The following is a 15,202-nucleotide window of genomic DNA, read 5'->3' on the forward strand; positions in this document are numbered from 1 at the left end:
GATTTAGTTATAGTAATATTCGTTATTCACCTTCAGTTCAGCATATACTCATATAGCGATTCAAATGAGAAGAATCAGCATACATATCTTTTTCTTTCTCGAGTTTGATAAACGGTCCCCTTTTGTGGCCCTCCAACACAGCTTCCATAAATCGTGTAATCTCTTCTGATCGCATATATCCGGTGTGGTTAATCTCCATGCCTGTACAATCAATGGCTGTTATCTTTTCTCCTTTACCCATTAAACGCTCATAATTTTGAAGTCCGGTATATCCCAACGCTTGCTCCCACTCCATAAATCGGAATAAGTATTTCAATACATGGTCTTTGCGATTATAAAAAGCATAAACATGATCTACTTTACCCAAAGCCTGGGCTAACAGCTCTTCTTCCGACAACAAATCTTTAGGAATAGCTGCACCAAATGAAAAGACATTTCGGACCTGAATAGGGGCATCTTTCGTCAACGATTTATAGCCTACCATAGCCGCCATACTGTGACCGGCTATATCAATAGTACATTCCACGCGATCCAATTTACAGATCCAGCTATGTAATCGGTTAGCCGCTGTGTCGGTATTTTTCTTAGCCTGGAAATAGTCTATCTCCGAGCCGCCCGAAGGCCAGGTATAGCCCACGATATAATCGTAATGGTTACTCAACTGCTCATTATACTGCTCTTTCATCCGTAAATATTCAGGTACGATGTACGAGAAAGGGGTATTAAATCCATGTACAATAAGTAATATCTTTTTAGAAGAAATATCTGATAGGAAGAACTCTTCTGTTGTTAAAACCTGGTTCTGCATACCTCCTACAAAGCGAAGCATATCAGTATCACTGAACTCCCTGTTATTCGTAAATTCCCTTCTCGAGCTGATTAAAAACATAATATATACCTCTTTTTAATAGAACCTGACAGGAAATATTCCATCCTGCCAGATTTGTGGGTTAGGGTACGTCTTGAGGGATTAAAACCCGAGTGTAAATACAGCACTAAAAGCCCCATTTTGGGCTTCGGGGTCGCCCGCTACATCAAAGGTATCAGTTAACCCAAGGGTGTACCTCAGATCTAATCCAACGAGCTGTATTAAATCCGATGCTTGACTAGCAGTAAGAAGGTCGATGCCACCACCGAATGCTAATCCAAACTCAGCATCGGCTAGACTATCATCGATTTCATTGTCATTCGCATCTCCATACAATCCAAATCCTAACTGCGGACCCAGATATAAAGAAGGAATAACATTTGAATTCGTATTAAAATGATACTTGGCCAGAACAGGAATTGATAAATATCCCAACTCATAATCGGTTGTAATAGCTTGACCCGACAAGCTACTTTCTGTTTCTGCACCCTTCATACTAAACAACACCTCGGGTTGTATAGACCAGTTTTGAGCAAACTTGTAGTTGAGATATATCCCTCCGTTAAAACCGGCCTGGTATTCGGCATCATCAACAGCATCTCCATGCATTGTTGATGCGTTTATCCCTGCTTTAACGCCCCAATGTAGAGGAGTAGTTGTTTGAGCATTGGCTGTAATGCCAGCCCAAACCAGGAATACTAAGAGATGTATAAAAGTGAGTCCTAGAACTTTTTGTGTATTGACTTGCATAATGTACCTCCGTACATTTTAAGTAGTTGATGAGCATCGGAAGATGCTCTGATTATGTTTCCAGGGCACTGCAAACCAGCATTTGTAGTGCCCTTATTTTATTAACAGTCAAAAAATCTTCTCATCGTAGTAAAATTATTACATAATGTTTTCTCTATTACTGCTGTAATTTCTTTTAAATCTGAAAAAGTGTTTATTGCTCGCTCCCCAGTGGCTGCGAGTATCAGTACTAACTGAACAACTATTCCATCTCCGTTCTTTAGTCGAACAATGCTTATCAGAACCAACCCAACCAGCAGTAATCCATATCCTATTGGGCGGGTTCTTTTAGCTATATAGAGTATTGCAACAAATAACTGAGCCCAAGCTAATGGAATCATCAAATCTAACATTCCATATTCATAAAAGCGGTAAGTAACGTCAGAGGCCTGCGAAACAAAGAGTTTATTTAAAGCATCTACTGCCAGCCAGATTCCAAGTACCGGAACAACGAATCGCTTGAACGATATTTTATTTAAATAATTCATGCCAGACTCCAATTCCTCCGTTTAATTCAATGGTACACCAAGAACCGTTGCATATTCAATGTGAGCTTCACTTAACTTCACACGGTTGAGAAACAGTGACAGTTGTGCCTTATTAGCTTGATTTAATTCCGTCACATACTCAGTGGCAGTAATGGTACCGTTCTTAAGCTTACTGGCACTCTCCCGGACGACCTCCTTCCGCAGAGCGATAATTCGTTTATCTCCTTTAATATTTTCTCGTATTGTTGAAAGACGCTCTTCAATTCTGTCCAGCCTTGCATTAAGCTGACGATTAAATGCCTTCTCGTTCTGCCTTACCTTTTTCTGTTCTATTTTAAGCGCCTGCATTTCTCGATCAGAGTTCAGGAAATCCAGTAAACTCCATTGCAGCTGGATACCCACCATGTAGTATTCGTGAAAATCATCATTCAAAAAATTATAGCCCGGCCTGCCATAAGCTACAGTACCAAATGCTGACACTTTAGGTAACTTCTCTGTTTCGGCAAGCTCTTTCCTTTGCTCTAAAGCTTTTCTCGTCGTTTCAAACAGCTCATATTCTGCTCGTTTAGGCTGTAACGATTGGTAACTAACGGTCGGTTCTGGCAGAGTCAGCGGCGTGGAGGGCGTAACCTCTTCATTAATTAGCTCACCCAATACCCTGTAACTAGCCCGAATAGTAGACTGCACAGTAGCAGAGTCTTGTTGCGCTTTGATCAGTTCAGCTTTTAAAATATTTTGTTGACTGGGCAACAAAACACCGCTTTTCACCTTTGCCTCTACCGATGAAAGCTGTTCTCTCAGATTTTCTATCAGTAAACTGTTTACCTCTTGCTGCTGCTTCGACAATAGAATCCCAAAATAGACCTGGTTTAGCTGAGATCGTATTTGATGCATTTCAATCTCTGTTTCATGTATATTCTGCATGCCTTTCGTATGCTCCAGCTCCTTCCTGATACCGACGGCACCCCCGCTAAAAATATTCTGCATAACATTAATTGAGGCCTCATACTGATCTTTGCTTACCGAAGGCACATTGGCCGAACCCGGTAATCCAAACTCTGTAACTTCCGATTGGTAGGTGGCCTTAGCCCCCACATCTACTTGCGGATAATAACCGGTATTCGCAATCCGGGCATTCAACGCTGTAATCTTTCGCTGCAGTTCTACCTTTTTTGCAGTTGGATATGTTTCCGCAACCCGATCATAGCAATATTGCAAGCTGATTGAGTCGGGCGGCGTGGAATCTACTGAAAAAGTAACAGCTAATACAATGGCAGTTAGTATCTTCATTGTCTCTTATAGTTTATTCCATTTAATATAAAATTGAGTAAAAAGTCCTTGCGCTCTTTCAAATATTCCGCGAATTCGTCTTCATTCAGATCAAATATCCCTCGTATCATCGCCTGCGAATAAAATGGAAACAGGATTAAACCAACGATACTGGTTAAAAACTGTTTCGGCTTAACCTTGTCCATCTTTCCCTCTTGCGCCTCTTCATTTAACTGGCGCATTAATTTTTTAGGAGGATGGATTCCCTGCTTGTCTATAAATTCTTTTAAGCGCTCTGGGTTTTTATTCATTTCGTGAAATAAAAACTGTACGATCTTCGGATTTTTATCTAAGAAAGTGTAGTAGGTTTCAATAAGCTGTTCCACCTTCTCATCAATAGGCATGTCAGAGTCAAGCACTCCAAAAATGACGGGAAAGAAACGACTCATCTCCCGCTGGTATACTTTCTGAAATAGCTTATCCTTGCTACGGTAATAGTAGTGTAGCATCGATTTATTTATATCCGCCTCATCAGCAATCTCCTGCATTCGGGCTCCGTCGTATCCCTTACGCTGAAATACGCGACAAGCGGCGTCGAAAATCAATTCTTCTGTATCTTTCTCTTCTTTAGTCATGATCTGTAAATCCAATTGAAATTAAATCAACCTCATAATTCAACCATTTGGTTGACTACAGGGCAAAAAAACGCGTTTACTGCCCGTCACTTTTTGTCTCCAATTCAAGATATAACCCTTAACCAACAATTTCAACCATTTGGTTTGATTTTTTAGTAAAACCATTTATTCTATTTCTACTCTATAAAAAAAGCCCGCCTGAATATTCTCAGGCGGGCTTTTTCCATACGAATACGTTATTAATTAACCGATCCGATATTTTAATTCTTCAATTTTAGAGAGAATTTCACTACGATCCATCTCTTGGTAGCGTTCGGGAAGCAGCTCTTTTGACGTACATTCAATGACAGCACTGAGTGTCTGCAATTCTACTTCCTCGGGATAAGTAGGCGGTAAAAAATCATTAAGCGCCAGGTCTAAAACTTCAGGCGTAACTTTTTCTTTCCCTTCAGCCGCCGCACGGAATTTAGCTCGTGTTAGAGCTGCTTCCATATCAGCACCGGAGAACGACTTTAATCCTTGTTCAATAACTTGAGGCACGTAGTCTTCGGTGAGTTTCAACCCGGTTTTCTTTTTCATCGCCTCATAAAGTTCTACACGCTCCTCGTCCGTGTGGGGCGGGAAAAGTGCCAAGTGCTCTTCTGCTCGTCCCTGTCGCTTAAGATCCACAGGCATAAGATCGGGGCGCGCCGTCATTAAAAACCACAGGATCTGTCCCCTGTTTCGGGTATCACTCATAAAGGTAGCAATCTGTGAAAATACGCGGCTTGAAACCCCACTGTCACCGCTGGCATCACGATCGCCCAGGTAAGCATCGGCCTCATCAATCATAACAGCTACCGGGGCCATGGCTTTAAGCAGACCCAATATTTTTTCCAGGTTTCCTTCTGTCACCCCCTGCCACTGGCTTCGAAAGTTCTTTAGCTTAACCATGGGTATACCTACTTCATTGGCAAAACAGGTAACCAAGAAGGTCTTTCCGGTTCCAACTGCACCGCAAACCAGATACCCCATTGGCAGCACATCTTGCCGGCCGGCTTTGAGCGCGGATACGGCATGGCGTAAATGTTCTTTCACCTTGGTGTGCCCGGCAACATCATCCAGAGAGTAATCGGTTTCCACAAACTCTAACAGCCCGTAGGCTTCTGCTTCAATAAGCTCTTTCTTGGCTTCTGAGAGGCGATCGTGGGTTATCTTTTCCTTGTTTTGTTGCGCATTGGAAAGGATACTTCGGATATTAATAAAATTGAGACCGGCCGTCTGTTGGGCTACCACTTTCTCGCTAACCTCTGAAACTTCTTTGAATTCCTCCGCCGGCAGCTCGTGCGAGATAAACTGCTCACGCTGTTCCTGTTCAGGGATGTTTATCTTTATCTCATTGGTATAGGGATTTTGGACCAGCGTTTTATTGAGGTCTGCAAGGTTTTCAGTAATCAGTGCGGTCGTAAAGTCCGCTGCCAAAAACATGGGGTCATGAGCCCATCGAGACAGATACACCAAGGCGTTCCGATCCTCGGTAGCGGTAGAACCGGCTTCATTCATCGGTACAATCGTCTCTGCATAATCAACAATAAGGGCGATACTCTTTTTATTATCAATACGAACGCGGAAATACTGTTCCAATAGAGAAAACACCCGCACCGGATCTTTGGGCAACTTATTAGCATAATCTGTTCCTACCAGCGAATCGCGTCCGGCAAGTGCCCGGTTAAAATCTTTTTGCGTTTCTTTATCTCGAAAATAGATTCCCGAAGAACGATCATAAAACACTACATAGTCACGGGCCCCAAAAAACTCTTCCGACAAAAATGATTTAAGCCGAACAAAGTCGGTTCCCTCTTTTTTCTGTAGGGGAACCAGGTCATGTACATTCCCATGCAAGATAAACTGGTTGATTGTACGGCTCAGGTACTTTTGGGCAAACTCTTGGGCCCATTTGGGATAATGGTCAAACATAGATTCGTAATTATTTATTGATAATTATCAGAAGGCTCACCTTATATGCCCCAGTGAGAGCTAATCTTTGTATTGCTTACGTACGAAACAGGTCAATATGTTTCACGCTGATTGGCAAATAATTATTCAATCACTACCAGTTTCACCGTTTCAATACGGCTGGGTGTTGCCTTGCTAATAATGATTTTATTCCCATCAATAAGCAGCTCTTCATTCACTTTGGGGATACGTCCCAAGGCATTAATAATATACCCTGCTACCGTTTCAAACTCTTCGGACTCCTCCGGCAGGGTAATTTCGGGATACTCCTGCAGCAGATCATCAATTTCGATACCGCCACTGAGTATATACGTCCGCTCTGAGAGCTTTTTAACAAAATGGTCTTCGGTATCATATTCATCCTGGATGTCTCCCACAACTTCTTCGAGCAGGTCTTCAATGGTCACCATACCGGCAGTACCCCCATACTCATCGATGACAATAGCCACCGAAATGTTCGATTTCCTAAACTCCGAAAGCAGATCCTTTGATTTTTGAGATGAGGGAACCAGCTTAATCGGTCGCATAATCTCAATAAGACTATCGGGATTACTAAAGAGATCATAGGCAAAGATAACTCCCACAATATCATCAATGCTTTCCTGGTATACCGGAAGCTTCGAAAAACCGGATGAAATAAAAAGCTTGAGCGTCTCTTCAATGCTCGTATTTTTTTCAACGGCAACAATATCGGTCCGGGGAATCATCGATTCTTTCACCCGTTTATTTGACAGCTCCAAAACATTATGGAGAATCTCGGAATCTTCTTTATCAAGATCGTGCCCCCCTGAGTCACGTAACTCCTGAAAAATAAGCTCTACATCCTGCCTGCGGAATACGCGTCCCGAGCGATCAATATCAGGATCTACAATCTTGATAATAAAGTCAGAACATTTATCAGCTAAATAGATCAGGGGCCTGAAAATCCAGTTACAGATCTGTTGTGGAATTGCAATAACCTTAACCCACCAATCGGCATGAATTCGGAAAATAGCCTTGGGCAAAATCTCCCCAAAAAGCATAATAACCACGGATGCAATAATCGTTTGCAGTACGAGCATCATCACACTTGAAGGCAATGTCCCAAACCAGCTTTGATACACCTGTGTTATTGGGGCTACCAAGAAAATCGTCATCAACGTAGCATAGACTACATTAACAATATTATTACCTACCAACGTGGTGGTGAGAAAAGTTTCCGGATTGCGTACAAAGTAGTTTACGACCCGTCCCGTTTTAGATGTTTTTCGAGATTCAATCTCCAGCTTCAGCCGATTGGCACTCACAAAGGCAATTTCTGAGCCGGAGAAAAACCCACTAAGAAAGATAGTTAGAACTATTAGAAGGAATTCAGTCATAGTTTAGGTATAAGGAAAAAGGGAATAAGGAGTTCAAGAGTTTTTCTGCTTCAACACAAAGTTGATATACCCATTCAGTATCTTTTTGGCTTCCTCAATTAATATACTTCCTTGATTATACAAGTCATCATCGATATAACCTAAATCCATACATGTAATAAGATGATCTTTGAGTTCATACAATGATCCCCTCGCAATTCGATAAAATTGCACTCCCTCTTGGTAATGGAAGCGACCATATCCTTCAGCAATATTAGCGGTAATACTCACAGCAGCATTGCTTATTTTGACTAGAAAGTTGGTAACGTTCTTGATCGGGAAGTATAGGCAGAATTTTTTTATAAAAGAAAAGCTTAACTTTGCGAGACTTTTCCCAAGCTTTCAATGAGGTAAAATCTCTATTCTTGTTATAATCCTCAGGATACTCGTTTACAAAATTGGTGTGCCCCTTTTCAATTGGATCAGTATCCATACAAACTTCCCTATACCTTATATCCTATATACTTATTTACCCTTAAATTCCGGCTTGCGTTTTTCAAGAAATGCAGAGGTCCCTTCGATAAAATCTTCCGTCTCACATAGCTCTCCGAAAAGATCGGCCTCTACTTGGTATCCATTTTGATGATCGGAATGATAGATGGCTTTAATTGCACTTCGAACAGCAACAGGACCATTAGATAATATCTTTCCAAGAAGTTCTCGTGCAGCCTCTTCAGGATCACCATCCGTCACAGAATTAACAAGTCCCAACTTTTGAGCCTCATCGGCACTTACCTGCTTACCGGTCAAAATCATCTCCAGTGCTCGGGCACGTCCCAACAAACGACTAAGTCGTTGCGTACCTCCATAACCGGGAATAAGGCCTAAGCCTACTTCCGGCAATCCAAAAGCGGCATTTTCACTTGCAATACGCAAATGACAGGCCATAGCCAGTTCGGCCCCACCCCCCAGTGCAAACCCATTTATAGCCCCAATAACCGGGCGACGGGTATCTTCAATAAGCTGAAATATCTGCTGGCCTTTTTGTGAGGCCATACGCCCTGATCGGTTATCAAGCTCCCGCAGCTCCTTAATATCGGCCCCGGCTACAAATGCTTTATCACCGCCCCCCGTTATAATAACAGCTTCGATATCCTCATCAACCTGTATGGCTTTGAAAACATCGGCCAGTTCATTCAGCACCTTGTCGTTGAGTGCATTTAATTTTTTAGGACGATTAACGGTGACTGTAGCAATTCCTTTGTCATCAGTCTCAAAAAGGACCGTATCATAAGATTGACTCATAAGTATATTATTCTTTAACCCGGTTCGAAGTGTTAACTTGCGATCCCGACTCAGATTCTTGTTCCTTTTCTTTTTCCATCTCAAGAAATTCTGAGTCTAAATCAAGATCATCAAGGTCAGAATGTAAAGGTAAAATATCTTTATCAAGATCGTCAATAAGTTGTGAAGTTTCTTCCACCTCTTCAAGAAGATTATCTAATTGGAAACCGATTTCTTCAGGATTGCTCATGGTCATCGACTGCTCATAAATATATCGAATAGCATCTTCTATAGTCTCAAGGTGAGTTTCACAAATCAGATATTTCTCTTTGGCAATCTCAAACTTCTTGAGACGCTTTTTAAGGATACCTACGCGCCGTGCTTTTGTGCGTTTCAGGCGATCCGATTCCATATCTTTAATCTTACGCTCTTCTTCCTGCACTTCGCGCTTTAAACTTTCTTCTACCGAAGTATTCATATAGAGCTGGTACCGCTTATGAAGATCAAGAAGCGTCAGGTAATTTGAAATAAGCTCTTTAATTTTATTACGGATATTTTCTAATAGCCCTTGTGAACTGTAGGGCAGCTTATCAAAATTTTCTTTAATAAGTTTTGCCAGGTGTTTGAGTACCAAAAATCGCTTTCGACTCTTTTGGTCCAACTCCTGGAATGTAGACTTCTCTTCCGCCGCAGGATTACGCTCGCGCAATTTGCGAAGCTTCACACTTTTTCTAAACCGGGGTAACCGGGGTACAATACCCAAATACATGAGTTCAACCCCAAATGTCATGGCGAGTACGAGGTTCGACATCAATCCCATATCGTTCATAACTAATGCCGATATGGTAGTCACCAATAGCACTCCCATATTTATGGGGTGTAAAAATGCTTCTCGCGTAAAATTTATGGACTGATCTTCTTCACTCATATAAGTAGGAATTATTATTCGCTTAATCTTGAATCAGAAGACTGATCGGCTGCTTTTTCACCTGACCCTATTGTCTTATCAACCTGAAGGGTATCAGCCTGCTGTTCAATTTCTTTATACAAAAGCCCCATCTCCAGCTTTACTTGCTTTAGGGTGTCTTTTGCTTTTTCCTTTGCCATCTCCTCATCAAGCTCCTGTTCCTGTATGGCCTGTTCATTCTCATCTGTCAGACTTTCCATAGCAACATCCAACCTGGCTTCAACCGATGCCAACTTATGTTTCACCGAATAAAGGAAATCGTCAAAAGTATCGAGCATCTGGCTTTTATCCATGTTCTTAAGTGCATCAGAAATCTTCTTCGTTTTTTTGGCACGAGATGCACGTTCCTTCATCTCGCGCATTTTACGGTAATGCGCCTTGTACTCTTCCTTTAAACGTTCACGCTCGCTTCGACTGTCGCTGGCCATAGCACTATGGTATTAAGACTTCGACTTTTCTTTATTGCCAATTGTTTTACCCTGCTCTTTTTCAGGAGCTTCTCCTTCAATTTCGATCTCGCCTTCATCAGAAGAGCCCACGCTCTTTTCTTCTTCTGCCGGCGCTTCCGTCTTACCCATATCAGCCTTGAACTGTTCCACTAACTCATGGGCACGTAATTTTTCGGCATTGGCTTCAATTTCCATCGTTTCAGTATCAATACTGTCCAAAGCAATCTCCATACGAGCTTCATTTTTAGCTGTCCGCTCGTTCAGGCGATTAACCATTTCATCATGAGTTTGATCCAGACCGCCCGTTTCAAACTGTTCCAGTGCATCGGCCACTTTTCCCTGCCATTCAGCACGTTCACTGGCACGCAATGCTTCTTTAGCTTCCTGTATCTTGCGATCCTTTTCACGTATGAAAGCTTTCTTAACCTTTAACGCTTTTTCATACGCCTGCTCAGCAAACTCTAGCTGTTCTTTGGAACTAGACAGGTTTTCTTTGGCTTTTTCGAGCTGCATTGCATAGCCTTCAGCAATATCATCTCTGTCAGCGTTAATAGCCGATTTTATTTTTGTTGTAAGATCCTGGATACGTTTTTCATACTTTTTAACCTCCTTCTGGAGCATAATCATATTCGCCTTTACTGTGGCGATATTTTCATTCATTTGTGGAATCTGATCGTTAAGATCCCGTATATTTTGCTCCAGTATCAGCTTCGGATCTTCCATTGAGCTTATAACTCCACCGAAAAGCGATTTAATAGCGCGAATAAATCGTTTAAACATAATATTATCTCTTTTTATTGTTTTTTGCCCTGCCCTATAATACTAATTGCTTATACTGCAATTAAGCTCTAAGACTGTAAAGTTATGTTATTTTAGTGATATTGCAATTAATATCACTGTTATTCGATATTTTATGGATTCCGTCTTTGTCAACACGATGCGTAACCATCTGTTGTTGACCAACATCCGTATCATCGATTACAAAAGCAGCATCCAAAATATCTTTTGCAGTTTCTATTGTTTTCTTCTTGTTCGTAAAACCGACAGCTAATGTTTCACCTTTTTTGATCTTATCACCTACTTTGTGCTTCAATGTTATGCCAGCAGCCGGATCGATAACATCATCTTTCGTTTTCCGTCCCGCTCCAAGCTCTAAAGAAGACATCCCAACACTGTAGGCATCAATATCTGAAATAGTCCCGGACTCGGCTGCCTTAAACTCAAACCGATGCTCAGCGGTTGAATATTTATCAAAATCCTTAAGCACCTCGATATCGCCACCTTGTTCCTTGGTCAACTGCAACCACTTTTCAAAAGCCTGTCCGTTTTGTACCGCCTCTTTACTCTTTTCGATCCCCTCTTCTACCGTTTCAGCTTTGCCTCCAAGAGTTATCATCGTACCCGCGAGCGTATGAGTAACCTCCATTACATCCTCCGGCCCATCGCCTTGCAGCGCTTCCATAGACTCTTCTACCTCCAGCCAGTTTCCTACTTTGTAGCCTAAAGGTTGATTCATGTTGGTTAGATAAGCAACGGTTTCTTTGCCAAAGTCTTCACCAATAGCTACCAGGGTCTCTGCCAGCTTTTGTGCGTCATCATGAGTTTTCATGAAAGCCCCGGAACCGAACTTTACATCCAAGACCAACGCATCAATACCCTCAGCAAGCTTTTTACTCATAATACTGCCGGCAATAAGAGGAATGGATTCCACAGTCGCCGTTACATCACGCAGAGCATATAACCGCTTATCTGCAGGAGCAATATCTTCGGTCTGTCCTGCCATGACCATTTTACATCGAGATAAAATCTTTCGATAACGCTCTAGTGAAATATCTACGGTAAAACCCGGAATCGACTCCATTTTATCTAATGTACCCCCGGTATGACCTAACCCCCGGCCGGAAATCATCGGTACCGGAACATCATAACTGGCCACGATAGGGGCCAGTATCAGTGATAATTTATCCCCTACACCGCCCGTTGAATGCTTATCCACTTTTTTACCGGGGATATCACTAAGATCAAGTACTCTGCCCGAATGCAACATGGCGTGGGTCAGTGCTGAGGCTTCCTCACTGTTCAGCGTATTAAAATAAGCAGCCATCAAAAAGGCACTCATCTGGTAGTCCGGTAGGACGTCAGCGGTATATTGTTCTACTAAAAAAGAAATTTCATCAGTTGTTAATACCTCGCCGTCTCTCTTTTTTCGGATTAATGATACTGCATTATACGATTCAGAAGCCATAAACTACGGTGATTGAATTAATTTTCGAGTTGTAATAACGTATATTTCATGAAAATTTGATAACCAAATGTCCCTGATGCTCAACATTTTAGCCGATCAGCACCTGTATAATATACAGTCTTATTTGCCCGAAAACATCAACCTACAACTTTTTGACCCAGCCAATGGGTTTCCCCCTGAAATTTCATCAGCTCATGGGTTACTCATTCGGACCGTACTTCCTGTTAACGAAGAAACACTGCCCAATATTCCAAAACAACTCTCATTTATCGGCAGCGGCTCGGCCGGCACCGACCATGTTGATATCCCCTACCTGGAAAAGCATAACGTTACCTTTTCTAATGCCGCAGGCTGTAATGCCCGCTCAGTAGCTGAATACGTTGCCACAAGTCTACTTTTATGGTCCGAAAACCACCAAAAAGACGTAACCTCTTTAACAGTGGGGGTAATTGGCGTGGGTAATGTAGGAACACAAGTAATACAGCTGTTACAAAAACTGAGCATTACCACTGTTGGGTATGATCCTCCCAAAGCAAAGAGGGAAGAAAACTTCACTTCAGTTACATTGAATGAGATATTATCATCTGACATTCTCACTTTTCACACGCCATTAACCAAAAGGGGGACTCATCCGACCTATCACTGGTTGGATTCGGAGAAGCTTACTGATCACACTTATGAGCTTATTATAAATAGTGCTCGTGGTGGAGTAATCGATGAAAGAGTACTATTAGATGCTATAAACAAGGGACGAGTGGGGGATGTTATCATTGACGTGTGGGAAGATGAACCTAATATCAGATTTAAAACTGCAGAAAAGGCTTTTATTAAAACGCCCCATATCGCAGGTTATTCAGCTCAAGCAAAAAGCAATGCATCTAAGTTTGTAGTTGATGACCTACTAAACCATTTCAATCTTGAAGAACCCAAACGGGACATTCAGCAAAGTAGCCGGAAGTTTGAACAGAAGCTCACTCGTTTCGAGACTCTCGGAGAATTACTAAAAGAACTGCATCCGATAAAAAAATATGAAAACAGCTTAGAAGAGATCATTAAACAACATCCCCAAAAACGAGGAATAAAGTTTAATCAGTTGCGAGCAACATTTCCATTGCGTCAGGAGTTTGCAAACACTTATCTACCGACTCCTTACTTTGAACGCTTTCCTGTTCTAGAGCCTTTAGGATTTTCTCTATTAAGAGATATTAAATAGGTCCAATGCGGTTTCATCCGTAACTGACACTACCTCACCTAGCGAACAATCCATAACCTCTGCCAAACGTTGGGCCGTATATTTTACAAAAGCGGGTTCATTGCGTTTCCCCCTTTTAGGATCGGGTGCCAGGTAGGGGGCATCCGTCTCTAATATCATCTTCTGTAAAGGGAGTTCGGCTACCGCCTTATCAACACCGGCATTTTTAAACGTAAATATACCCCCTATACCCAACATAAGTCCTAAATCAATGGCTCTTTTCCCTTCATCGACAGATCCGGTAAAGGAGTGCCAAACTCCTGTCAGCTCCCCATCCTGTTGCTCCTCAATGATGTCGAGCAGATCTTCAGTACTGTCGCGGTTATGCAACACAATGGGTTTATTCAGCTGCTTAGCCACCTCACAATGAATACGTAAACTTTTTTTCTGCCCGGATTTATACTCGTCACTCCAATAATAATCGAGTCCGGTTTCTCCTACCCCTACAATATTATCTCGACTGCAATACTCATAAAGTTCTTCTTCCGTAGCAAAGGTTCCTTTATTTATATCCGTCGGGTGAATACCCGCCATCTTATGAAAGGCGATATCCGTATACTCAAAAGCATCCATTTTAGGAACCGACTCAAAATTGATGGCCGGCATAAAGATATGATCAATCCCGGCTTCACCGGCTCGATCCAGAACTGCGGCTATATCATCCTCAAATTGATCCGCATAAATGTGGCAATGGGTATCAATCACAGTACTTAGGCTCCCTCTGCATGAAATTTAACAAGGCGTTCCATGGGGTTCTTGACAAAAAGGCCTGCTTCTAAATCGTACTTTGCCAAAATCTCTTTAATCAAATCCTGGTGGGCATAGGCAACAGAACCAATAAAACGCACTTCGTGGTCTGTGGCATTGGAGTATTTTAGTACAATACGACTTATAAAGTTATCAAACCCTTCATACAACATATCTTTTATAAAAGGATGATCGTCATGCTCTCCCAGAAAAGCTCCATAGGAAGCAATAAATCTACTCTTTTGTGAACCGTCATAAAGGCCTTTTGTGATATGATCAAGCGACATATTATAATTCGCCTCCAGATCTTCTTTCAGATCTTTCGGAATTTCAAATCGAAAATATTTATTAATCAGCTTCTTCCCGAAGTATCCGGCACTCCCTTCATCCCCCAGAATAAATGCCAGCGAATGGATATGCTCAACAATCTCTTCCCCATCGTAAAGGCAGGAGTTTGAACCTGTCCCCAAAATACACGCAATACCCTGCTCCCGAAGGAAACAAGCCCTTGCTGCACCTATCAAATCGTGATATATATTGATAGATGCATTATCAAAAGTACTATCTAAGGCCTGACGCACTATTTGTTCCTTCGCATCACTATCACAACCGGCTCCATAAAAGTGTACCTCTTCAACATTATCATCAAGCTGGGGCAATAAATCGTGTCTTATCACATCAGTTATACTCTCTGTTGTATGATAATAAGGATTTAATCCCTCAGTAAATACGGTTTTCTGCTGATCTCCGTTAGTGAAACTCCATTCTGTTTTGGTTGCACCACTGTCTGCTATTAAAAAAGCCATAAATCATTTTTCACTTAGTAATTCCGCGCCAAATCTAAGCAATTTTAACCACATCCTGTAATTAAACAATT

The 15,202-nt window shown here is 41.8% G+C and carries 17 protein-coding genes; 1 reads left to right on the forward strand and 16 read right to left on the reverse strand.

What is annotated here, in order from left to right; all coding sequences use genetic code 11:
- Positions 1-37: 37 nt before the first annotated feature.
- The 14 genes from G3569_RS13090 to G3569_RS13155 all read right to left on the reverse strand — a co-directional run bounded on the left by G3569_RS13090 (position 38) and on the right by G3569_RS13155 (position 12,326).
- Positions 38-889, reverse strand: coding sequence for an alpha/beta hydrolase (locus G3569_RS13090; protein ID WP_165269867.1), 852 nt, complete (start codon positions 887-889; stop codon positions 38-40).
- Positions 890-970: 81 nt separating this feature from the next.
- Positions 971-1,618 carry a porin family protein gene (locus tag G3569_RS13095; protein ID WP_165269869.1) on the reverse strand — a complete coding sequence of 216 codons (648 nt, stop codon included), beginning with the start codon at positions 1,616-1,618 and terminating at the stop codon, positions 971-973.
- Between the two features lie 101 nt (positions 1,619-1,719).
- On the reverse strand, positions 1,720-2,145 hold the full coding sequence (locus G3569_RS13100) for a cupin domain-containing protein (protein ID WP_165269871.1): 426 nt from the start codon (positions 2,143-2,145) through the stop codon (positions 1,720-1,722).
- Between the two features lie 21 nt (positions 2,146-2,166).
- Positions 2,167-3,435: a TolC family protein gene (locus G3569_RS13105; RefSeq protein WP_165269873.1), complete on the reverse strand. Its 1,269-nt coding sequence runs from the start codon at positions 3,433-3,435 to the stop codon at positions 2,167-2,169.
- The gene (locus G3569_RS13110; RefSeq protein ID WP_165269875.1) at positions 3,432-4,049 is read right to left on the reverse strand and encodes a TetR/AcrR family transcriptional regulator; all 618 of its coding nucleotides are present in this window, start codon (positions 4,047-4,049) and stop codon (positions 3,432-3,434) included. Before G3569_RS13110 ends, G3569_RS13105 begins: the two co-directional genes overlap by 4 nt.
- Positions 4,050-4,292: 243 nt before the next feature.
- On the reverse strand, positions 4,293-6,005 hold the full coding sequence (locus G3569_RS13115; RefSeq protein WP_165269877.1) for an ATP-binding protein: 1,713 nt from the start codon (positions 6,003-6,005) through the stop codon (positions 4,293-4,295).
- Positions 6,006-6,127: 122 nt separating this feature from the next.
- Positions 6,128-7,402, reverse strand: a complete 1,275-nt coding sequence (locus G3569_RS13120) for a hemolysin family protein (protein ID WP_165269879.1) — start codon at positions 7,400-7,402, stop codon at positions 6,128-6,130.
- A 33-nt stretch (positions 7,403-7,435) separates the two neighbouring features.
- Positions 7,436-7,744: a four helix bundle protein gene (locus G3569_RS13125; protein ID WP_165269985.1), complete on the reverse strand. Its 309-nt coding sequence runs from the start codon at positions 7,742-7,744 to the stop codon at positions 7,436-7,438.
- Entirely contained in the window at positions 7,656-7,874 is a 219-nt protein-coding gene (locus G3569_RS13130) for a hypothetical protein (RefSeq protein WP_165269881.1), read from the reverse strand. Before G3569_RS13130 ends, G3569_RS13125 begins: the two co-directional genes overlap by 89 nt.
- A gap of 32 nt (positions 7,875-7,906) precedes the next feature.
- Positions 7,907-8,686 (reverse strand): enoyl-CoA hydratase/isomerase family protein, encoded by a 780-nt coding sequence (locus G3569_RS13135; RefSeq protein ID WP_165269883.1) that lies wholly within the window; start codon positions 8,684-8,686, stop codon positions 7,907-7,909.
- A gap of 7 nt (positions 8,687-8,693) precedes the next feature.
- A complete protein-coding gene (locus tag G3569_RS13140) occupies positions 8,694-9,593 on the reverse strand; it encodes a hypothetical protein (protein ID WP_205720204.1) in 900 nt (299 codons plus the stop codon).
- Positions 9,594-9,607: 14 nt separating this feature from the next.
- Positions 9,608-10,060, reverse strand: a complete 453-nt coding sequence (locus tag G3569_RS13145; RefSeq protein WP_165269885.1) for a hypothetical protein — start codon at positions 10,058-10,060, stop codon at positions 9,608-9,610.
- 12 nt (positions 10,061-10,072) lie between these two features.
- Positions 10,073-10,861: a PspA/IM30 family protein gene (locus tag G3569_RS13150; protein ID WP_165269887.1), complete on the reverse strand. Its 789-nt coding sequence runs from the start codon at positions 10,859-10,861 to the stop codon at positions 10,073-10,075.
- Positions 10,862-10,943: 82 nt separating this feature from the next.
- On the reverse strand, positions 10,944-12,326 hold the full coding sequence (locus G3569_RS13155) for a thymidine phosphorylase (RefSeq protein WP_165269889.1): 1,383 nt from the start codon (positions 12,324-12,326) through the stop codon (positions 10,944-10,946).
- Positions 12,327-12,402: 76 nt separating this feature from the next.
- Between G3569_RS13155 and G3569_RS13160 the strand changes: the two genes are divergently transcribed.
- Positions 12,403-13,539 carry an NAD(P)-dependent oxidoreductase gene (locus G3569_RS13160; protein WP_165269891.1) on the forward strand — a complete coding sequence of 379 codons (1,137 nt, stop codon included), beginning with the start codon at positions 12,403-12,405 and terminating at the stop codon, positions 13,537-13,539.
- On the opposite strand, the gene G3569_RS13165 is transcribed toward G3569_RS13160, so the two are convergent.
- Complete coding sequence (locus G3569_RS13165) at positions 13,522-14,283, reverse strand: TatD family hydrolase (protein ID WP_165269893.1); 762 nt, start codon at positions 14,281-14,283, stop codon at positions 13,522-13,524. The two genes, G3569_RS13160 and G3569_RS13165, sit on opposite strands and share 18 nt — an antisense overlap.
- A 5-nt stretch (positions 14,284-14,288) precedes the next feature.
- A complete protein-coding gene (locus tag G3569_RS13170) occupies positions 14,289-15,131 on the reverse strand; it encodes a hypothetical protein (protein ID WP_165269895.1) in 843 nt (280 codons plus the stop codon).
- Positions 15,132-15,202: the final 71 nt, after the last annotated feature.

The sequence above is a fragment of the Fodinibius halophilus genome (assembly GCF_011059105.1).
GTDB classification, from domain to species: domain Bacteria; phylum Bacteroidota; class Rhodothermia; order Balneolales; family Balneolaceae; genus Fodinibius; species Fodinibius halophilus.